The organism is Clostridium sp. YIM B02555 (assembly GCF_022320955.1).
GTDB lineage: Bacteria > Bacillota > Clostridia > Clostridiales > Clostridiaceae > Clostridium > Clostridium saccharoperbutylacetonicum.
This window is the reverse complement of sequence record NZ_JAKJJY010000001.1, coordinates 204,745-226,739: the sequence shown is the minus strand read 5'-3', so window position 1 is coordinate 226,739 and position 21,995 is coordinate 204,745. Positions and strand designations below refer to the sequence as shown.

Here is a 21,995-nt window from a genome sequence, read left to right as displayed (position 1 = left end):
ACATTATTTATTCAATTTATCTTGGTTGTTTTACTTGTGCTTGTGCTGCTGCAAGTCTAGCAAGAGGTACTCTAAATGGTGAACATGATACATAATCAAGACCTGTATTATGACAGAACTCAATTGATGATGGATCTCCACCATGTTCTCCACAAATTCCAAGATGGATGTCTGGGCGAGTAGCTTTTCCTTTTTCTGCTGCTATTTTAATTAATGAACCAACTCCAGTTTGATCTAACTTAGCAAACGGATCTTGTTCATAAATCTTCTTTTCATAATAAGCTGCTAAGAATTTAGCTGCATCATCTCTTGAGAATCCAAATGTCATTTGAGTCAAGTCATTTGTTCCAAATGAGAAGAATTCTGCTTCTTTAGCAATTTCATCGGCTGTTAAAGCAGCTCTAGGAATTTCTATCATAGTTCCAACTTTATATTGTAAAGTTACTCCCTTTTCTTTCATAACTTCTTCAACTGTAGCTACAATTACATCCTTAACATATTTTAATTCCTTAATTTCTCCAACTAATGGAATCATTATTTCTGGAACTATATTATGGCCTTTATTCTTATTAACTTCTATTGCAGCTTCTATAATTGCCCTTGCTTGCATTTCAGCTATTTCTGGATAAGATACTGCAAGACGACAGCCTCTATGACCCATCATTGGGTTGAATTCATGCAATTCTTGAACTGTACCTTTCAATTCGTCATAAGTAATACCCATTTCTTTTGCCAAATCTTTAATATCTTGATCAGCAGTTGGTAAGAATTCATGTAATGGTGGATCTAACAATCTTATAGTAACTGGTCTACCTTCCATAGCTTCATAAATTCCTATAAAATCTGACTTTTGCATTGGTAATATCTTTGCTAATGCAATTTTTCTTTGCTCTACATCTTTTGATGTAATCATTTGTCTCACAGCCATAATTCTATCTTCAGCAAAGAACATATGCTCTGTTCTACAAAGTCCTATACCTTCTGCTCCAAATTCAACTGCTTGTTTTGCATCTCTTGGACTATCTGCATTTGCTCTAACTTTTAATTTTCTTATTTCATCAGCCCATCCCATAAATATTGCGAAATGTCCTGAAATTTCTGGTGTAACTGTCTTTATTCTTTCTCCATATACATTACCAGAAGTACCATCTATTGAAATATAATCATCTGCTGTATAAACTTTTCCATTAACTTCAATAGTTCTCTTTTCTTCGTTGACTTTAATAGTTCCACAACCTGCTACACAGCAAGTTCCCATTCCTCTTGCTACAACAGCAGCATGAGAAGTCATTCCACCTCTAACAGTAAGAATTCCTTTAGCAGCAATCATACCTTCAATATCTTCTGGTGAAGTTTCAAGTCTTACAAGTACTACATCTTCTCCAAGTGCAGCCCTATCTTTAGCTTCATCAGCAGTAAATGCAATTTTACCACATGCTGCTCCAGGAGATGCTGGTAATCCTTTGGCTATTGGTGTAGCTTTCTTTAAATCTTCTGTATAAAATGCTGGATGCAATAATGTATCTAATTGTTTTGGTTCAACCTTTAAGATTGCTTGCTCTTTGGTAAGCATTCCTTCCTCAACCAAATCAACCGCAATTTTTAAAGCAGCTTGAGCTGTTCTCTTACCATTTCTAGTTTGTAAGAAATATAATTTACCTTCTTCTATAGTAAATTCCATATCTTGCATATCTTTATAGTGGTCTTCTAGAGTATTAACAATTCCTTCAAATTCTGCATATATCTCAGGATTTTGTTCCTTTAATTTTCCAATTTCAAGTGGTGTTCTTATACCCGCAACAACGTCTTCACCTTGTGCATTCATTAAATATTCACCATATATAGCTTTGTCTCCATTAGCTGGATTTCTTGAAAATGCAACTCCAGTTCCTGAAGTTTCACCTTTATTACCAAATACCATTTGTTGTACGTTTACTGCAGTACCCCATTCACCTGGAATATCATTTAATCTTCTATATACTATAGCTCTTGGATTATCCCATGATCTAAATACAGCTGTTATTGATTCAATTAATTGATTTTTAGGATCACTTGGGAAATCTTCACCTTTTTCCTTTTTATAAAGTTCTTTAAATTGAGCAACTAACTCTTTTAAGTCTTCAGCAGTTAAATCTGTATCAAATTCAACACCTTTCTTTTCCTTAAGCTCGTCAATTTTATTTTCAAATAACCTCTTTTCAATTCCCATAACAACATCGGAGAACATTTGTATAAATCTTCTATAAGAATCATATGCAAATCTAGGATTCTTAGTCATCTCTGCCATAGCTTCAACTGCTACATCATTTAGTCCTAAGTTTAAAATAGTATCCATCATACCCGGCATTGAAACTCTTGCACCAGATCTTACTGAAACTAATAAAGGATTGGTATTGTCTCCAAATTTTTTACCTGTAGTTTCTTCAAGTTTTGCTAATTGTTCAAAAATTTGACTTATTATTTCGTCAGAAATTTTTCTTCCGTCTTCATAATATTTATTGCAAGCTTCTGTTGTAACAATAAATCCTTGCGGAACAGGTATTCCTAAAGTTGTCATTTCTGCTAAATTAGCACCTTTACCTCCAAGTAAATTTTTCATTGAAGCATTTCCTTCACTAAATAGATACACATACTTGTTTGTCATCTCAATACTCCCTCTTTTCTTGTTATTTTGAAACTATATATACTATCGATGCCTAATTGAGATATACTCAAAAAAATAATAAGTCAACATGTAATATATCTTCCGTTATATTTTGCAAACATGTTCATCCAATAGTCCACTATAAGATAAACATACATCCTTTTCTAGTTAGAAATATACATTGCATCCTGGACTTATTATATTCTTTCATATGTCTAAAGACTTCGTAGTTACCCAAATAATTAATTCTCAATCTCTCCAAGCTTAACAAATAATTTTGTTATGTTAGTCTTAGAGACTTTACCTATTATTTTCATCTGATCTTTTCCATCAGATTTTTTTAATATTTCAACAACTGGAATACTATCAATTTCATGCTCAATAATTTTCTTTGCTAGATCATATGCATTATCATCCTCACTTGCGCAGATTATATTAGGCATTCTTGTCATGATTACTCCAACTGGAACCTTATGTATATCAGTTCCCCCTATTGAAATTTTAAGAAAATCTTTTCTTGAAACTGCCCCCGTCATTATTCCATTATTCTCAATAAATAATGTGCCTACATCATTTAGAAATAAGAATACGATTGCATCATATACCATTGTATCCTCACTTACTGTTACAGGCTTTGACATTATTTCAGATACTTTAATTTTGCTTATTTGTTGATAAACTAAACCATTTGATGTTTTGCCATTATACACATATCCAACCTTTGGTCTAGCATCTAAAGCTCCTATCATTGTAAGAACAGCCAAGTCTGCTCTAAGAGCAGCTCTTGTAACTCCAATTTTCTCCGCTAGTGCTTCACTTGTAATTGGTGCATTTTCTTTTACTATACATACTATTTCTTCTTGTCTAGGTGATAATTTCAACCTTATCCCTCTTTCTGTAATTTAAAGAAATACCCGGTGAAAATTGATTATTTTATGTTACATACTTATTATATCATGTAATTATTGTTTGACTAGACTTAATTTTCTGAAAAATCAAATAAATTCACCAAATATTTCTTATCTATTAATTTTATTTTGCTTTTATGTCTGTTTTTCTCTGCATTACTCCCAATATCATTTAATTTTCTGAATTTTCTTTCTCTTTATCAAAGTTTACTGTATAGCTATATACTGCTTCTGATTCATTTTCTGATTTTTGTTTTGAATTACCATCTTTTTTGTTGATATCATTTTTTATTTCATTAACTTTATTCATTATCTTATCAGAAAAATCACTTGCTTTATTTTTTACATTTACAGCTACTTCTGAAACATATTTATTTACTACTTCAACAGAACCATCTTCTCTAGTTATTTCAATAGTAATCTGAGTTGCAATTGCTGCTATAACCCCTGCTGCTAATATTGGTGGAATTACAATAGCAACAACCCCTGCTGCTATTCCCGCATTAACAGGAATATCTACAAGTACATTATCATCTTTTTTTATCTTTATTCTTGTTACATTTCCTTTATCTATAGTTTGCTTAAACCATGCTTTTAGTTCTTCAACGGAAACTGCTGATTTATTTACGTCATCAGAACTTTTTTCATTTCCTGAAAGGCCTTCTGTTTTCTCAATGTAAATTATTGCATCTAGAACTTCGCCTTCACTTTTTTCTAAAGCTTCCTTTGCCTTTTCATAACTTACACCTGTTCTTTCTCTAACCACATCAACTTTTTCTAAAGTTATTTTTTCCATAAATCATCACTCCTTAATAAATTTTAACATATCTAAACTTTTAGGTCTTTTTGCATAATTGTTTGAAATTAAAAAAGTAATCACTTTTTCTATTTCAGCTTTTATTTCCACATTTAAATTTAATCTATATAATTTATCTAAATTCATATTCATTAAAAACCTCAAAGCATTGTATGCACCTTTAGATATATATAAACCATGCTCCTTAGGACACTCCTCACATACTCCGCCATAATACGATAAGCTTATATAATTTGCTGATGCTATTTTTTTTCTACATATGCTGCAATTATCTAATATTAAGTTATACCCTGTATTCTTTAGTAATCTTAATTCAAATGCTCTTATTAATATTTCATAATCCAGTGCATCTGTATTTAATAAATATAAGGTTGTGACTAAATTTCTAAAAAGCTCATGATTAACCTCATTATCTTCACATGCAATATCTATTAGCTCGCACAAATATGATGAATAAGTAAGTTTAGATAAATCATTTAATAGGCCTTGAAAAGAATTAATTATTTTGCCTTCTTGAAGGGTATATAAATTTTTTCCTTTGTATAAAACATATTCACCATAACATAAAGGTAATGTTAATGCTAAAAACTTACTCTTACTTTTCTTTGCACCTCTAACAACAGCTGTAATTTTGCCTAATTTTTCGGTGTAAAACCAAACTAATTTGTCATTTTCTTTAAAATCTTGAGTTTTTATAATAACTGCTTTAGTCTCAAAAATTGACAGATTAACCACCCCAGTTCGATCAGTTATGAGTTATGAATTAGGGATTTTGGGTTGGTTTGAACCAGCTTTGGCAATTTACATATTTATTACTGTTTCTAAAATTTATCCCTATTCGTCAATCATTTATCAACTTTCACTTATAACCGACTTTATCTTTTCACTTATAACTATTTTTTTGCTTTATAGCCTAATTCTTTTAATAAGTTTTGGTTATCTCTCCATTCTTTTCTAACCTTGACCCATATCTTTACATTAACTTTGCTTCTTAAAAATCTTTCAAGTTCATACCTTGCAGTTTCTCCGATTCTTTTAAGTGTTTGGCCATTCTTACCTATTATTATACCTTTATGTGAATCTTTTTCACAGATTAGATCTACTTCAATATGATATGTACCCTTTTCATTTTGTTTCATTTGAATTATGTCTACAGCTATACCATGAGGAACTTCATCTCTAAGAGTCCTTAAAGCTTTCTCTCTAATTATTTCTGATACAACAAATTTTTCTTGAACATCTGTTATCATATCATCTGGATAATATTTAGGACCTTCTGGCATCGAATTTTTCATTAATTCTAATAATTTATCAACATTTTTCCCTTTAATTGCAGAAATAGGTATTATTTCTGCAAATTTAAATTCTTCTGCATACATTTGCAAACTTTTTGCCACTCTATCCTGTGTACTTTCATCAACTTTATTTAATACTAGGAATACTGGACATTTTTTATCTCTTAAAGTTTCTAGTATAAACTTATCACCTTTTCCTATTTCCTCGTCTGGATTAGTTAAAAACAATACTAAATCAACATCTTTTGTAGATTCCTTTGCTGAATTCACCATATATTCCCCTAATTTATGTTTAGGTTTATGAATTCCTGGGGTATCAACAAATACCATTTGATAGTCTTCTCCTGTTAATATTGTTTGAATATTATTTCTTGTTGTTTGTGGTTTATTTGAAACTATAGATAATTTTTCTCCCATTATATAATTTAATAAAGTTGATTTTCCTACATTAGGTCTTCCAACTATTGTAACGAATCCTGATTTAAACATCTTTTCCTCCTAAAAATAAGTTTCATACCTGAAACTTGACTATCGTTATGCTATTTTATAAATAGTATACTCTATTTATAAGTTAATTGACAATGTGCTAATCTTAACTGGTAAATTAAAGTCTAAATAATGTAAAAATGAATAAAGTTAATAATATTCCAAAAACTGCTCCAACTGCTACCTCAGCAATACTATGAACTTCTGAATCTACCCGGCTTTGAGCTGTGATAAATGCCAATATAAAGCTGAGTAGTATGCATATTGGTTCTTCTGTAATCAATGATATTGCTGTTGCAATAGAAAAACCTAAAGCACTATGTCCGCTAGGCATTCCTCCTTTAAGTGGTGTTCCTTCACCAAATATTGCTTTTGCAATTATTGTCACTATACATACAATTACCAAAGCAATAAATATTGTGTATGGCTGTGAGTTTTTCACTTTATTTATTAAAGAAAATGAAAATGTGGTTAACTTATCCCAAAATATAATATACCCAACTAATAATGCATTTATAGCTGTAATCAGAACTGCACCTGCTGCTGCATTCTTAGCTATTTTAGCTAATGGGTGATAATAATTTGTAGTCATGTCTATGGCTGCTTCTATTGCTGTATTTACTAACTCAGCTGCTATTACCATAGCTATTGTAACTGCTAAAATAAGAAATTCAACTTTTGTTATATCAAAGAAAAAGCTTGCAATTAGCACTACTAAAGCAACTATCAAATGTATTTTCATATTTCTTTCTGTTCTAACAGTTTCTATTATTCCATTTATTGCATTATTAAAACTCTCTAAGGTTTTTTTTACTTTCATTTTCCCCCACCCACTTTTTTCAGTTAACAGTTTATGCCCTTTAGGGTATCCTGTGGGCAATTTACAGTTATTTATTATCTTATTATATTAAGTTTGTTTAAGATTTCTTCTTCTCTGTTTCTCATTATTTTCTTATCTTCCTCTTCCATATGATCATATCCTAATAAGTGTAATACAGAATGTACTACTAAATAAGCCGCTTCTCTTTCATAAGAATGATTATATTCTTTACTTTGCTCCATTGCTTTTTCTAAGGAAAGTACTATATCCCCAAGTACAAGTTCCTCTCCATCAAAATCACTTGGTAAGAATTTATAGTCTAAGTACATCTCTTTAAAAACTTTTTTATTTTCATATTCTAACATTGGAAATGATAATACATCCGTTTCTTTATCTATTCCTCTTGTATCCTTATTAATTTCTTTTATCTCTGAATTATCCACAAAAACCAATGAAACTTCACACTGTATATTCACTTGTTCTTCTTTAAGTGCAAATTCAATTACATTTTTTAATTTATCTACAAATTCCTCCTTAACATCTAATATATCTTGTCTATTATCTACATAAATCATGATTTACTCCTTAATTTTATCTTTTTTATCTTTATTTTCAGTACTCAATTCCTTAATCTTATCCTTTGGATATTCTATTCTTTGATGATATATTCCATTAAGTGCTGTCGAAAAACATATTCTTATTTTTTCTATATCTTTTAATGTTAAATTACAATTATTTAATTGACCAGTTCTTAATTTATCATCGATAATACAATTAATCATCTCACTAATCTTTTCATTAGTAGGTTCCTTAATTGACCTTACAGCTGCTTCAACACTATCAGATAGCATTACTATACCAGCTTCCTTTGTGCTTGGTATAGGCCCCTCATACATATAATCCTCCATTTTAATTTCATCTGGATTCTCACAATTGTTTTTCATTGTATAATAAAAATACTTTACCAATGTTTTCCCATGATGTTCTGCAATTATATCTTGAATTATTTTTGGCAATTTGTATTTTTCAGCTAATTCCAATCCATCTTTTACATGAGATTTTATTATCATAGTACTTAAATTTGGAGGTATATTATCATGTGGATTTCCTAATCCCATTTGATTTTCTGAAAAAAAGTAAGGCCTCTCTATTTTTCCAACATCATGATAATATGACGCAATTCTAACAACTACTGAATTAATTCCCACTTCATCAGCTGCCATTTCTGCAAGGTTTGCAACTAACATGCTGTGATGATATGTTCCTGGCGCTTCCATTAGCATTCTTTTCATAAGTGGATTATTAGGATTTGATAATTCTAATAATTTTAAAGTTGTAACTTCATTAAATGCACCTTCCAAAAATGGTAATATTCCTAAAGCAAAAATACCTGATAATAGTCCACCACAAAAGGTAATTCCAGCTTTTATTAACACATCACCAAAATTGCTTGATACAATAACACCTGTAGACAATGTGAATATAGCGCTAATAATTGCAATATACAACGTTGAAAACAATAAATCATTTCTCTGCTGCATCTTCTTTAGTAAAGTTGCTCCTAATATAGAACTAACTACACCTAATATTATAATTTGGACATCGAATCCATTTACCGCACTTATAATAATTATATTTAATGCACTAATTACAAATGATATTTTATAATTTAGCAGTAATGTAAGCATCATAGGTGCACAAGCAAAAGGAATTAAAAAAGGAGAAATACTTCCTATGCTTCTAGCGAATATTAGTGAAATTAAATTGATAACACTAATTAGAAGCATTTTTTTTGTATTCTCAAATATATTTTCATAGTTAAGTTTAAGATAGTTATATTGAAGAAATAATATAGTAAAAAGGAATACAGCAAGAGCTAAATAAACGTATAAATATGCTGTTCCATTCTCATCGTTTAACATTCCTAAATCTGATAAAATAGCTAATTGATTTTCAGTTACCGGCTCCCCTTCTTTTACAATTGTTTGATTTTGCTTTATTATCACCTTTGAAACACTTTTCTGAGCCTCTTGTACCTTTTCATCTGTCTTTTCTTGGTCAAAAAAAACATTTGGTTTTATTTGATTTTGAACAATTTGCTTAAATGCAGCTATTACTCCAGCATCTAAATCTAAAGCATCTATTTTAGCAGCTGCAGTTTTTTTCACTTCCTTTAAATCAGTGTCATCATTTTCCTCTAAATTTTTTTGATATGCACCATCAATTATACTAATCATTTTTATCTCTAAATCTGGCAAACTATCTTTATTAATTCCTAATAATGACTTATATTGTTCGTCTGTCAACTGAAAGGCTGTTAGTTTTTTCAATTCATTTTCTTTATCCATAACTGCAGTATTTACCATGCTACTTAAGGCAATAAGCTTATCAAACATGCCAGTAACATTATCTTCAGCTTGTTTCTTAATTTCAGGTTTTAATGTGTATTGCTTTCCAACCTTTGCAATTGCCTGCTCCTCTTTATCTTTTGTTGCTTTTTGATCAACTATATCTCTTGGAGCCTTTATATCTACTCTGGCAATCTCACCTTCTTTAAAGTTATAATGTTTTGGTGCTATTGCACTAACAATTAATAAATAACTTATACTAAACACAGATAAAAATAACATAACTCTTTGCATATTACTATTCATTTTCCTGTCATTTTCTTTCATCTTCATGCTCTTCACCTTTTCATCTAAAATCAAAGCAATTAACCAATCAAAATATTGTAATCTTTTATTGTACGTTTTTTGCAATGTCTTGTTCTACGGTAAAAATAACTTTAATTAATATCTTTCCATCAGAAATATCTTCCACTGTAATTTTTCTATCAATAATTTTAGAATCATTACTAAGCGTTTTTCTTAATGAACCTTCTAATTTTTCAGCTGATTCCTTAACTGTAGCATCTTTATCCAAACTTATATTTCTACCTTTTTTCTGAAAATATATTATTTGGTTAAAAAATCCGTTCTTTTCTTCTATTTTATCATAATTATCAAATCTATTTATAGCTTTTTTCAAGTAAATTTTTTTGCCCCAAAAGCTTAAATAAATATCACTATTCTTTTTGCCTGTTCGTTGAAGTTTTTCCCCACTCACTTGAACTTCCATAAATTTTTCATAAAAAGTATTTGCTATAACTGTTCCACTTGGCTTGACTTCTCTCTCAAACCCTTCTCTCCCTTGAATTGGTAATATCAATTCATCACCTTTTTTAACTATATCTCCAGGAGCAACTATTGCATTTCCAGAACTTGAGTATACTCTTTTGACCTCACCATCCATTTTAGCTATAACTTGATTATATAATGTTTTTTCTGTTAATGGAGGATTTACTTTTTCTTTTATAATTATTTTCAGCGTAGATCCTTCTACCCTCGTTCTAATCCATAATATTTGATCATTTATATTTTCCATCTTTTTTTCTATATCATATACATTTATCTGTGATTTACTTAGTCCTGGTTTTATTCCAATTGAAAATAATTGCTGTCTAATTTCAAAAGGACTTAAATTTCTTTGAGTCTCTATGTCTATAGCCCATATATAATTTGACAATATATATATAACGCCGAAGAACATTACCGCCCCAATGACTAGTGAAAATTTCTTCTTCAACTTCATAAATATAATTATCATATCGCTAACTTTAACTATTCGTACTTTTCCATTATTCTTTTTAATTAAAGATTCTGCTTCTTTATACTCATTAAAATTAATGTTAAATCTAATTGTTAATAAATCTATTTTAACTATATTACTAGTATAAATACTATTATTCCAAAGTACATTTAATATTCTTTCTGGTTTTAAAGCACTAACTTCTATGGTTATTTGTTTGGATTTCAAATTATTCCTTCTCATATGAAATCCCCTTAAACAAGCCACTTATAGTAATACTTGTTTCTGCAATAAATAATATCTCAAAATTTTCACCGCTTATTATTATTGCTCCTACTCTTGAATTTATTTTAACCATGTTAGTTTCAAAAAAAATAATGCCTTTATGATTTTCAATTGTGATTTCTCTATTACCTATTACAATTATCTTCGGTAAGTCTAGTGAGATATCACTTGGTAAATCTAATTTATTAAGTATTTTTTCTTTTCCTCTTTGAAATTTTTCTTCCATACTTGCCTCCTACATAAACTTCTTCATTGTAATTTATGATAGGATTTATAATTTAATTCTTTAATTAAACAATAATGTTATCATGTTTAATTAATATTTGAAAATGAAATGGGACATAGGATATTTATATAAATCCTATGTCCCATAAATAATAGCTAAAACTATTAATTTCACGCTATTTATTATTTAAATATTCTTTAACTATTTTACTTACAAGGCTACCATCAGCTTTTCCTAATACTTTAGGTCTTACAGCCGACATAACTTTTCCCATATCTTTAATGCTATTTGCACCCACTTCTTCAGCTGACTCTTTTACTATTTGTTTTATCTCTTCTTCACCTAATTGCTGAGGAAGGTATTCTAACAAAATTTCTATCTCAGCTTTACACTGATCTACTAAATCTTGCCTTTTTCCTTTTTCGAACTCAACCATAGACTCTCGTCTTTGCTTGACTTCTTTAGCTAATATACTAATAACTTCATCATCTTCAAGCTTTCTATTATCAGTTTTTTCAACTAATAATACAGCAGATTTAGCAGTACTAATTACGTTAGCTTTGAATTTATCTTTTGCCTTTAAAGCAGCTTTCCAATCATCTTGTAATCTATCTTTAATTGTTGGCATTTCATTACCTTCTTTCAGAAGAAACCTTTACTACTTAAACTTTCTCTTTCTAGCAGCTTCTGATTTTTTCTTTTTCTTAACGCTTGGCTTTTCATAATGTTCTCTCTTCCTAACTTCAGAAAGAACCCCAGCTCTAGCACATTTTCTCTTAAATCTTCTTAACGCACTTTCAAGTGTTTCGTTTTCTCCAACTTTAATTTCTGACATTTAATATCCCTCCCTCCGCTAGCTTAAATTAACTCAGCTATGGGCTTAATAACACATGCTATATTATACAATATTTAAATAAACAATGTCAAGAAATTAAGAAAAAATCTCAATTCATTTATCGACAAAATATTAGCCTGGTGGCCACTGTAAACTTCTTCCTCCAAGAACATGGAAGTGAAGATGCTCAACAGTCTGACCTCCGTCTTGGCCACAGTTGTTTACTATTCTATAACCGCTTTCTGCTATCTTTGTTTCCTTAGCTAGTTTATTAATAACATTAAATATATGCGCAACGATGTTAACATTATTCTCATTTAATGCATTAGCACTTTCAATATGTTCCTTTGGTATTACTAAAAAATGAATAGGTGCCTCTGGATTTATGTCATAGAATGCATATACTTTATCATCTTCATATAACTTTTTACTTGGAATTTCCCCATTAATTATCTTACAAAAAATACAATCACCCATAAATTCACCTCCTTAAGTGAGAGTCCAAATTTTACATTTGGTAACTCGAACTTACTCAGCGAACAAAGTGAGTCGAGTTTCCTTATTCTCTTTTCCTTAATTTGTATTATATCAAATTTAAATTAATTTTCCAACAACATATTCGCCATTAGCTTCCTCTATTTTACAAGTAATTATTTTTCCTATCATATTTGCGTCAACATTAGGAATCTCTACTTTTACATAATTTCTTGTATATCCTTCGAATACATCTTTTTTATTAGTAACTTCTTGCTCCAATAAGACATCTAATTCTCTTCCAATCAATGATTTACTGAAATCTCCTTCATTTTTATCATTTAATTCAATTAATGTCTTACTTCTTTTATCTTTAACTGTTCCATCTATTTGATTAGTCATATCTGCTGCCTTTGTACCTTTTCTTGGACTAAATTTAAATATATGGGTTTTAGTTAATTTTAATCTTTTTAAAAATTCATATGTTTCATTAAATTCTTCATCTGTTTCTCCAGGGAATCCTACAATAACATCTGTAGTAATTGAAGCATCTTTTAAATTTTCTCTTATTTTATTGACAGCATCTTCATATTCTTTAGCAGTATATCTTCTATTCATTCTTTTCAAAGTGGCATCACATCCACTTTGAAGTGATAAATGAAATTGAGGACATAATTTTTTCATATCCTTTATTTTTCCTATAACTTCATCTGTAAAGAAACTTGGTTCTATAGAGCCTATCCTCACTCTTTCTATACCTTCTAATTTTTCAATTTCTTCCAACAAGGTTATTAGAGTTATGTTCCCATCTAAATCAACACCATAGGATGCTGTATGTATACCAGATAATATGATTTCTTTAAAGCCATGTTGACTCAAATTTTTAATTTCGTTCAATACCTTTTCTGGATCTTTTGAACATGTTGCTCCTCTTGTATATGGTATTACGCAATAAGCACAAAATCTATTACAGCCATCTTGTATTTTTAAAAATGCTCTAGTTTTGTCTTGGTATTCTTCTATATTTAATTCTTCAAATTGCTTATTTTTAAGCACTTCTCCAACCATTAATTGTGATTTTTGCTCATCCTTAGCCTTATTTATATAATAAACTATATCACCCTTATTTCTAGTTCCAAGGACAACATCTACACCTTCAATTTTTGCAACTTCTTCTGGTGCAACTTGTGAGTAGCATCCAACTGCTGCAATTATGGCTTCTTGATTTCTTCTTCTAGCTCTGCTTATGATTTGTCTCGACTTCTTATCACTCATATTTGTAACTGAACATGTATTTATAACATAAACATCAGCAAAATTTTCAAAATCAGTGACTTCATAACCTTCTTGAATAAACTTTTCAGCCATAGCTTCAGTTTCATAATGATTTACTCTGCAGCCTAAGGTTGCAAAAGCAACAAACCTTTTTCCATCTGATGTTTTCTTTATTTCTCTATTAGCCATTTTTTTTAATTCAGTCGTTCCATTGTTTATCTTTATTTTTTTTGTTTGGTTTTCTCCCATTACAGTAACTTTCCTCCTAAATCTCCTAATTCATATTGAATTAGAGCTGTCGCTGTAAATCCAGCTGTTTCTGTACGTAAAATTCTATTTCCAAGGGTTACAATATAAGCTCCTTGCTTTTTCAACGTATCTATTTCTTCTTCTTCAAATCCACCTTCAGGACCTATTAAAATACCAACATTTTTAATATTACTTAAGTCTGCATTTTCTTTTTCTAAATTTCTTATAAGACTTTTTATGCCAAAATCTTCTGCATTCTCATAAGGTACTAAAACCAAGTCCATTTCTTTAAGTCTATCCAATGCTTCCTTAAATTCAATAACTTCTTTAACTTGTGGTACTATACTTCTTTTAGATTGTTTTGATGCTTCAAGCGCAATTCTATTTAATCTATCAAGTTTTTTAAATTCTCCCTTAAGCTTCACATCAACTCTAGCTGTAAGTGTAGGAATAAATTCAACTATACCTAACTCTGTTCCCTTTTGAACTATCAAATCCATCTTTTGTCCTTTAGGTAATCCTTGAAATAAATGTACTTTTACTTTACTTTCATTATTTATATCTAATTTTTTAATTATATTAACTATAACTTCACTTTTTGTTATAGATGCAATCTTTCCTAAATACTCTATACCTTCACAATTATTTAATACTACTTCTTCACCTTCTGATAATCTTAAAACCTTATAAATATGTTTTACATCATCTCCAAGTATTCTACCTTCTGCTTCGGTAATATTATTTGGCTCTGTGAAAAACTTATGCATAAAAACACCACCTTATTCAGTTTACAGTGTACAGTTCACAGTTATTATTTTTAGTTTGCAGGTTACAATTTTCAGTTATTTTCTATAGTTGTTAGTTAACATTTATGTTTTATTTTCTTAGAGAAAATTTTGATAATAGAATGTAGATTTGGAATCAATATATTTCTCTTAGTAGTTTGTTTAATATTTACTCTTCACTAACTACGCTCACTCATGAAATTTCGTCAAGAAATTTCTAAAATAAATAATTGAAAGAAAAATCGCAGATTTTTCCTCCTCCAACTATAGACTGTAAATTGTTAACTGTTAACTGACTTTGCTACTATGCAGTTCCATTCTCCATCTTTGTTTATTTCGATAACTTCAAAACCACATTCTTCGAATTTCTTTGTAACCATTTCTACTCTATCATGTATTATACCTGATGTAATAAATAAGCCGCCTTCATTTAATGCCTTTTTAACATCTTCTGTCAATATACAAATTATTTCAGCTATTATGTTTGCAACTACAATATCAGCTTTCCCTTCAACAACGTCTAAAAGATTTCCCTCTAATACTTCTATGTTATTCAAATCATTGAAACCTATATTTTCTTTTGATGAATCAACAGCAACTGGATCTAAATCAACACCTACTACATGCTTAGCTCCAAGTTTAGCAGCAGCTATAGCAAGTATTCCTGATCCACAACCAACATCAAATACTGTTGTATTAGGTTTAACATACTTATCCAACGCTTGAATACACATTCTAGTTGTTTCATGAGTTCCAGTTCCAAAGGCCATCCCTGGATCTAATTCTATAATTAGATCTCCTTCTTTTTCTTCATATTCTTCCCATATAGGCTTAATAACAATTTTGTCTGTTATTTTAACAGGTTTATAATATTGCTTCCAATTATTTGCCCAATCTTCTTCATGCATTTCTTTAGCTTCTACTGTACCTTCACCAATATCTATACCAAGCTCATTAATTTCTGAAAGCTTTTCCTTAACGTATGCAACAAGTTCTTCAACCTTATCATCTTGTGAGAAATAAGCTTTTACTACAGCTGCATTTCCCTTATGTTCTAAAATATTTATATCAGCAAAATCCCAAGTTAATGGTCCTTGTTCCCTTGAAAGTAAATCTTCTGGATCTTCAATTGCCACATTTGGGCACCCTAATCCATAAAATATTCCCGATATAGGCTCTAACGCCTCACTTTTTGTTATTACACTAACTTCTATCCATATTCCGTCCATATATATCTTCCTTTCCTTATCTGATTCTAATTTTTTATATAATTTTCTGCAAATTCTTAAATTCTTGGTTGCAGAAAAGTTCCGTTGTTGCAGCATAGCTGCTCTTTTTATAGGTGTAAATTCTTGTCATTGCATTTCATATCAAAGTTTTAATCAATAGTTTTCTATTCTTTTATTGCTATCAAAAATTTAGTTTTTATACCTTGCTCTGTAAACATCTTTTCATGCTCAGTTTCAACATTACCTATAAAGTCACTATTATGAAGATCATAAGTTATATATCTAATTTTAAACTTAGCTTCTTCAAAATATTCAAGAGATTCTTCAAATAATTCGTCATCATCTGTTTTGAAATAAATTTCCCCATGAGGTTTTAAGAACATTCTGTATTGTTCTAATTGCCTTGTGTGAGTTAATCTTCTTTTCTTATGCTTTTTCTTGGGCCATGGATTGCAAAAATTTATGTATATTCTATCTATTATGTCATCTTCACTTAGCATTTCATTAATTAGTCCAATTTCTTGTGCCATTAATTTTATATTTTTAGGAGACTGCTCCTTGTCTTCATATGCTTTTTCAATATTTCGTTTGGCTAATCCTAAAACCTCATCTTTTATATCTACTGCAATATAATTAATACCTGGATTTTCAGACCCATGTACTGCAATGAAAGTCCCCTTTCCGCATCCAAGTTCTAAATATATGGGTTTATTATTACCAAATAAACTTCTCCACTTACCTTTATATTCTTTAGGATTTATAACAAAGAAATCACTTGCTTCAAGTTCAGGCCTTGCCCACGGTTTCTTTCTCATTCTCATGTTAATTCACTCCATCTTTTAGCATTCATAATAATTATACCTATAAAAAATTATATTGCAATTTTTTATTTCTTAACCTCTATCATTTTACATTTCTTACAAAAAAATTACTTGAGATTTCAATTATGATCACTCAAGTAATTTTCTTAAAATAATTCTATTTTATTTCTTTCCAAATAGTTTTTTCTTAGGAGCAACAGCTTCATCAAATTCTTCACCTGATGCTTTCATGAATTCATATAAAGCTTCCTTTTGTTCCTTACTTAATGTCTTAGGAATATCAACTATAACTTTCACGTATTGATCTCCTTTTCCACTTGAATTAACTTTTTGGATTCCTTTTCCTTTTAATCTGAACATTGTTCCAGATTGAGTTCCTGCTGGAACACTGTACTTAACATTACCATCTACTGTAGCTACAGTTATTTCTGTACCTAATGCAGCTTTAGACATTGAGACATGAGCATCTATATATACATCATTTCCCTTTCTTGTAAATACCTTTGATGGAGTAACATTTATTCTTACATATAAATCACCTGGATTTCCTCCACGCTGACCATGTTCGCCTTGTCCTCTTAAAGGCATTACATTTCCTGTGTCTACACCTGCTGGTATATTAACTTTTATCTTTCTTGTTTTTCTTACATTTCCATTTCCTCTACAACTTGAACATGGTTTTTCTATTATCTTACCTGTTCCTCTACATGTATCACAAGTAGAAGTAGAAACAAAGCTTCCAAGCGGAGTTTGTCTTTGAACTCTCACTTGACCTGAGCCACCGCATGTTGGACAAGTTTTTGCACTAGTTCCAGGTTCAGCACCACTACCATGACAATGTTCACAGTTTTCACTTCTTGTAACAGAAATTTCTTTTTCAACACCAAAAACAGCTTCCTCAAAAGTTAATGTTATTGTATATTCAAGGTCATTTCCTCTTACTGGACCATTTCTTCTTCTAGAACTTGATCCACCCCCACCAAAGAAGGATTCAAAAATATCACCAAAACCACCCATATCAAATCCATCGAAGCCTCCGAAGCCTCCGCCTCCAAAGCCTCCACTTCCATCAAAAGCAGCTGATCCAAATTGATCATATTTTGCTCTCTTCTCTGGATCTGAAAGAATTTGATACGCCTCATTTATCTCTTTAAATTTGGCTTCTGCTTCCTCATTTCCTTGATTTCTATCTGGATGATATTTTACAGCTAGTTTTCTAAAGGCTCTTTTTATTTCGTCATCACTTGCGCCCTTCTCAAGTCCAAGCAACTCGTAATAGTCTTTACTTGCCATTTGTTTCATTCACCACCTAGTTTTATCAGTTTACACTTTACAGTTTACAGTTTACAGTTAGTGTACAGTTCGTAGTTTACTGTTAGTTTACTGAATACAAGTTACACTGCATAGTTAAATTTTAATTATAAATGTATAAATAATACCTTCCCACTATTATAAATATACAAATATATTATAAAAATGTGAATTTTATTTATACTTTAGAAAAGGGAAGACGAGCTTGCCTTCCCTATCCTATTATATTGATAATTAACGTTTATTACAACCTAATTATCTTATTTATCTTCATCAACCTTAAAATCTGCATCTACTACATTATCATCATGTTGTGCACCTTGAGTTCCTGCTCCACCTGCTGCTGCATTTGGATCAAAACCTGCTCCACCTTCTGCACCACCTGCTTGTTGATACATCTTAGTAGCTATTGGATAGAATGATTGGTTTACTGCTTCAATTGCTGCTTTAATAGCTTCTATATCATCACCATCTTTAATTTTCTTAAGGTCTTCAATCTTAGCTTTAACAGCATTCTTTTCATCTTCAGTTGCTTTATCTCCAACTTCACCCAATGTCTTTTCTATTTGATAGATTGTTTGATCAGCATTATTTAAAACTTCAACTTTTTCTTTTCTCTTCTTGTCTTCTTCAGCAAATTTTTCTGCTTCTTTTACAGCCTTATCTACTTCATCATCACTTAAGTTAGTTGAAGCAGTGATTGTGATATTTGCTTCTTTACCAGTACCTTTATCTAGCGCTGATACTTTAACTATACCGTTAGCATCTATATCAAATGTTACTTCGATTTGAGGAATTCCTCTTGGTGCTGGAGCTATTCCTGAAAGTGTGAATCTTCCTAATGACTTGTTATCCATGGCCATTTGTCTTTCACCTTGAACTACATTGATTTCAACTGATGTTTGATTATCTGCAGCAGTTGAGAATACTTGGCTCTTCTTTGTTGGAATAGTTGTGTTTCTTTCGATTAATGGAGTAGCAATTCCACCTGCTGTTTCAATTCCTAATGTTAATGGAGTAACATCAAGTAATACTACATCTTTAACTTCTCCTGTTAATACACCTGCTTGAATAGCTGCACCAACTGCAACACATTCATCTGGGTTAACTCCCTTAGAAGGTTCTTTTCCTGTAAAGTTCTTAACAGCTTCTACTACTGCTGGAATTCTTGTTGATCCACCAACTAAGATTATCTTATCAATATCACTTAATGAAAGCTTAGCATCCGCTAATGCTTTTTTCATTGGTTCAATACTTCTATCAACTAAGTCATGAGTAATTTCATTAAATTTAGCTCTGCTTAAAGTTAAATCAATATGCTTTGGACCTGTTGCATCTGCTGTGATAAATGGTAAGTTAATATTTGTTTGCATTGATGATGATAATTCAATTTTAGCTTTTTCAGCTGCTTCTTTTAATCTTTGAACTGCCATCTTATCTTGCATTAAATCAATTCCATTTTCAGCTTTGAATGTATCTGCAATATAGTGCATGATCTTTTCATCAAAGTCATCTCCACCAAGTTTAGTATCTCCATTAGTTGATAGTACTTCAAATACTCCATCACCTAAATCTAAGATAGATACGTCGAAAGTACCACCACCTAAGTCATATACTAATATTTTGTGAGCTGAATCCATTTTATCTAAACCATAAGCTAATGATGCTGCTGTTGGTTCATTTATTATTCTTAATACTTCAAGACCTGCAATCTTTCCTGCATCTTTAGTTGCTTGTCTTTGGCTATCATTAAAATATGCTGGTACAGTAATAACTGCTTGAGTTACTGTTTCACCTAAATAAGCTTCTGCATCAGCTTTAATTTTTTGAAGAACCATAGCTGAAATTTCTTGTGGTGAATATTGTTTATCATCTATATCAACCTTGTAACTAGTTCCCATATGCCTCTTTATTGAGATAACTGTTTTATCTGGATTAGTAATTGCTTGTCTTTTAGCTACTTGACCAACTAATCTTTCCCCATTTGCTTGGAATGATACAACTGAAGGAGTAGTTCTAGCACCTTCTGAGTTAGCTATAACTGTTGGTTCTCCACCTTCCATAACTGCTACACATGAATTTGTTGTTCCTAAATCAATTCCTATAATCTTTCCCATGATATTTTCCTCCTAAAACTCTTTTTAGTTTATTTTAATTTGAAAGTTTCATTATTTATTTTAAATTTCAATTTAATTAGCTACTTTAACCATTGTATGTCTGATTATTTTATCATCTTTTTTATATCCTTTTTGGAAAACTTCTGCAATTACATTTTTACCTAAGTTTTCATCTTCTATATGCATAACTGCATTATGAAGATTTGGATCAAATTCTCCCGAAGTATCTATTTCTTCAACTCCAAGTTTTGCAAATGAATCTACACAACCTTTTATTGTCATTTCAATTCCTTTTTTCAAATCTTCTATGCTTCCATCAGCTGCAACAGCTCTTTCTAAATTATCAAGAATAGGAATGACTTCTTTTAATACATCTACATATGCATCACTATATATTCCTTCTTTTTCTTTAACAGTTCTTTTTCTATAATTATCATATTCTGCTGTTAATCTTAAAAGCCTATCCTTAGTTGAATCTAATTCTTCTTGCAATTTCTTATTTTCCTCTTCTAATTTATTTGCTTCACTATCTTCTGAATTTTCTTCAGCAGCTTCTGTGTTTTCACTTACATTTGCTTCTTCAGTGCCTTGCACTTCATTTTCTTCCTCTTTTAGTTCTTCATTTATAATTTCTTTATTTTCTTCCATATATCTTGAAATACACCTCTTCCTATTCTAACCTAAGTCTTATATTTTTTGATTATTTAATATAGCATTAAGTTCCTTTATTACTTCGGACATAATTGCTATAACCTTTGAATAGTTAATTCTTCTTGGACCAATTAATCCTATCTTTCCAATTGGCCTATTTCCAAAAGAATATTCAGCAGATATTATACTGCAATCCTTAGCTTGAGGCTCATAATTTTCATCCCCTATACTTACAGTAATATCATCCTGCGGCCTAAATAACTCCATTAGAGACTCCTTATCATTAAGAAGTGCCAGCATTTCTTTTGCCTTATCGATATCGTTATATTCAGGATAGTTAAATATATTTGTTGTTCCTTCCATAAATACTTCTGTTGTATCAGCAAAATTTAAGGTCTCGTACAAAACAGGTAATATAGCATTAAATATTTCTTCATATTCACCTAAATCTTTTTTTAAATTATTAATAACTTCTAAATTAATTTCTTGAATAGAAAGATTTACTAATCTGTTATTAATAACTTGATTTATTCTAAGTAATGTTTGCACGTCTGGAACTGCATGATTTAACTTCATAATATGATTTTTTATAAGTCCTGTATCTGTCAAAAATACTGAAACCAAATTGTGATCATCAACCTTAATAAGCTGAATTGATTTTATAAAACTCTTTTTTACTGATGGAGTTTCAATTACACAAGTTAATTTAGTCAATTCTGATAATAGGGCACTAGTTTGCTTTACTATTTTATCTACTTCAAGCATAGCAGAATCAATTATATATTGCTTAATTTTTAAATCCTCTTCAACTGTGAGTCTTTGATTATCCATAAGTTGATCAACATATAATCGATAGCCCTTACTAGAAGGGATTCTTCCTGCGGAAGCATGAGGTTGTTCTAAGTATCCCAACTCTTCAAGGTCAGCCATCTCATTTCTTATGGTTGCAGACCCAATACCCAAATTGTAATTTTTCGCAATAGTTCTTGACCCTACAGGATCTCCTGTACGAATATAGTCATTGATAATAGCTTGAAGTATTTTTATTTTTCTGTCATCAATACTCATAACCTCACCTCTTTTGTTAGCACTCATCAACATCGAGTGCTAATGACTATGTTTTTAATATATTATTTCTAT

Annotated in this window: 21 protein-coding genes; all 21 read right to left on the bottom strand. The window is 30.5% G+C overall.

The annotated features are described in order from the left end of the window. Window positions 1–16: 16 nt before the first annotated feature. Window positions 17–2,644: a pyruvate, phosphate dikinase gene (gene ppdK, locus L3B98_RS00995; RefSeq protein WP_238915196.1), complete on the bottom strand. Its 2,628-nt coding sequence runs from the start codon at window positions 2,642–2,644 to the stop codon at window positions 17–19. Window positions 2,645–2,886: 242 nt separating this feature from the next. Continuing rightward, window positions 2,887–3,525 carry a helix-turn-helix transcriptional regulator gene (locus L3B98_RS00990; protein ID WP_238915195.1) on the bottom strand — a complete coding sequence of 213 codons (639 nt, stop codon included), beginning with the start codon at window positions 3,523–3,525 and terminating at the stop codon, window positions 2,887–2,889. Window positions 3,526–3,724: 199 nt separating this feature from the next. Then, the gene (locus L3B98_RS00985) at window positions 3,725–4,348 is read right to left on the bottom strand and encodes a DUF4342 domain-containing protein (protein ID WP_238915194.1); all 624 of its coding nucleotides are present in this window, start codon (window positions 4,346–4,348) and stop codon (window positions 3,725–3,727) included. A 6-nt stretch (window positions 4,349–4,354) separates the two neighbouring features. Then, window positions 4,355–5,104 carry a DNA repair protein RecO gene (gene recO / locus L3B98_RS00980; RefSeq protein ID WP_238915193.1) on the bottom strand — a complete coding sequence of 250 codons (750 nt, stop codon included), beginning with the start codon at window positions 5,102–5,104 and terminating at the stop codon, window positions 4,355–4,357. 158 nt (window positions 5,105–5,262) lie between these two features. Then, window positions 5,263–6,153, bottom strand: a complete 891-nt coding sequence (gene era / locus L3B98_RS00975; RefSeq protein ID WP_015391034.1) for a GTPase Era — start codon at window positions 6,151–6,153, stop codon at window positions 5,263–5,265. 115 nt (window positions 6,154–6,268) lie between these two features. Further along, a complete protein-coding gene (locus L3B98_RS00970; protein WP_015391033.1) occupies window positions 6,269–6,970 on the bottom strand; it encodes a diacylglycerol kinase in 702 nt (233 codons plus the stop codon). 74 nt (window positions 6,971–7,044) lie between these two features. Next, window positions 7,045–7,545 (bottom strand): rRNA maturation RNase YbeY, encoded by a 501-nt coding sequence (ybeY, locus tag L3B98_RS00965; protein ID WP_238915192.1) that lies wholly within the window; start codon window positions 7,543–7,545, stop codon window positions 7,045–7,047. A 3-nt stretch (window positions 7,546–7,548) separates the two neighbouring features. Then, on the bottom strand, window positions 7,549–9,651 hold the full coding sequence (locus L3B98_RS00960) for an HDIG domain-containing metalloprotein (protein WP_238915637.1): 2,103 nt from the start codon (window positions 9,649–9,651) through the stop codon (window positions 7,549–7,551). A gap of 58 nt (window positions 9,652–9,709) precedes the next feature. Next, window positions 9,710–10,840, bottom strand: coding sequence for a sporulation protein YqfD (gene yqfD, locus L3B98_RS00955; RefSeq protein WP_017810810.1), 1,131 nt, complete (start codon window positions 10,838–10,840; stop codon window positions 9,710–9,712). Then, window positions 10,827–11,108 carry a sporulation protein YqfC gene (gene yqfC, locus L3B98_RS00950; protein WP_015391029.1) on the bottom strand — a complete coding sequence of 94 codons (282 nt, stop codon included), beginning with the start codon at window positions 11,106–11,108 and terminating at the stop codon, window positions 10,827–10,829. The genes yqfD and yqfC overlap by 14 nt, the downstream gene beginning before the upstream one ends. A 175-nt stretch (window positions 11,109–11,283) precedes the next feature. Further along, window positions 11,284–11,736: a GatB/YqeY domain-containing protein gene (locus L3B98_RS00945; protein WP_077360762.1), complete on the bottom strand. Its 453-nt coding sequence runs from the start codon at window positions 11,734–11,736 to the stop codon at window positions 11,284–11,286. Between the two features lie 30 nt (window positions 11,737–11,766). Then, a complete protein-coding gene (rpsU, locus tag L3B98_RS00940) occupies window positions 11,767–11,943 on the bottom strand; it encodes a 30S ribosomal protein S21 (RefSeq protein WP_008429643.1) in 177 nt (58 codons plus the stop codon). Window positions 11,944–12,075: 132 nt separating this feature from the next. Next, window positions 12,076–12,420 (bottom strand): histidine triad nucleotide-binding protein, encoded by a 345-nt coding sequence (locus tag L3B98_RS00935; protein ID WP_015391027.1) that lies wholly within the window; start codon window positions 12,418–12,420, stop codon window positions 12,076–12,078. A 117-nt stretch (window positions 12,421–12,537) separates the two neighbouring features. Then, on the bottom strand, window positions 12,538–13,941 hold the full coding sequence (gene mtaB, locus L3B98_RS00930; protein ID WP_238915191.1) for a tRNA (N(6)-L-threonylcarbamoyladenosine(37)-C(2))-methylthiotransferase MtaB: 1,404 nt from the start codon (window positions 13,939–13,941) through the stop codon (window positions 12,538–12,540). After that, on the bottom strand, window positions 13,941–14,708 hold the full coding sequence (locus L3B98_RS00925) for an RsmE family RNA methyltransferase (RefSeq protein WP_238915190.1): 768 nt from the start codon (window positions 14,706–14,708) through the stop codon (window positions 13,941–13,943). The genes mtaB and L3B98_RS00925 overlap by 1 nt, the downstream gene beginning before the upstream one ends. 299 nt (window positions 14,709–15,007) lie before the next feature. Continuing rightward, window positions 15,008–15,955: a 50S ribosomal protein L11 methyltransferase gene (gene prmA / locus L3B98_RS00920; RefSeq protein WP_238915189.1), complete on the bottom strand. Its 948-nt coding sequence runs from the start codon at window positions 15,953–15,955 to the stop codon at window positions 15,008–15,010. A gap of 164 nt (window positions 15,956–16,119) precedes the next feature. Then, window positions 16,120–16,776 (bottom strand): tRNA (guanosine(46)-N7)-methyltransferase TrmB, encoded by a 657-nt coding sequence (trmB, locus tag L3B98_RS00915; RefSeq protein ID WP_077360755.1) that lies wholly within the window; start codon window positions 16,774–16,776, stop codon window positions 16,120–16,122. Between the two features lie 162 nt (window positions 16,777–16,938). Next, window positions 16,939–18,069: a molecular chaperone DnaJ gene (dnaJ, locus tag L3B98_RS00910; protein ID WP_015391022.1), complete on the bottom strand. Its 1,131-nt coding sequence runs from the start codon at window positions 18,067–18,069 to the stop codon at window positions 16,939–16,941. Window positions 18,070–18,347: 278 nt separating this feature from the next. Continuing rightward, a complete protein-coding gene (gene dnaK, locus L3B98_RS00905) occupies window positions 18,348–20,204 on the bottom strand; it encodes a molecular chaperone DnaK (RefSeq protein WP_015391021.1) in 1,857 nt (618 codons plus the stop codon). A gap of 72 nt (window positions 20,205–20,276) precedes the next feature. Beyond that, a complete protein-coding gene (grpE, locus tag L3B98_RS00900) occupies window positions 20,277–20,852 on the bottom strand; it encodes a nucleotide exchange factor GrpE (RefSeq protein ID WP_015391020.1) in 576 nt (191 codons plus the stop codon). A 39-nt stretch (window positions 20,853–20,891) separates the two neighbouring features. Beyond that, window positions 20,892–21,923, bottom strand: a complete 1,032-nt coding sequence (gene hrcA / locus L3B98_RS00895) for a heat-inducible transcriptional repressor HrcA (protein ID WP_015391019.1) — start codon at window positions 21,921–21,923, stop codon at window positions 20,892–20,894. Between the last annotated feature and the right edge of the window lie 72 nt (window positions 21,924–21,995).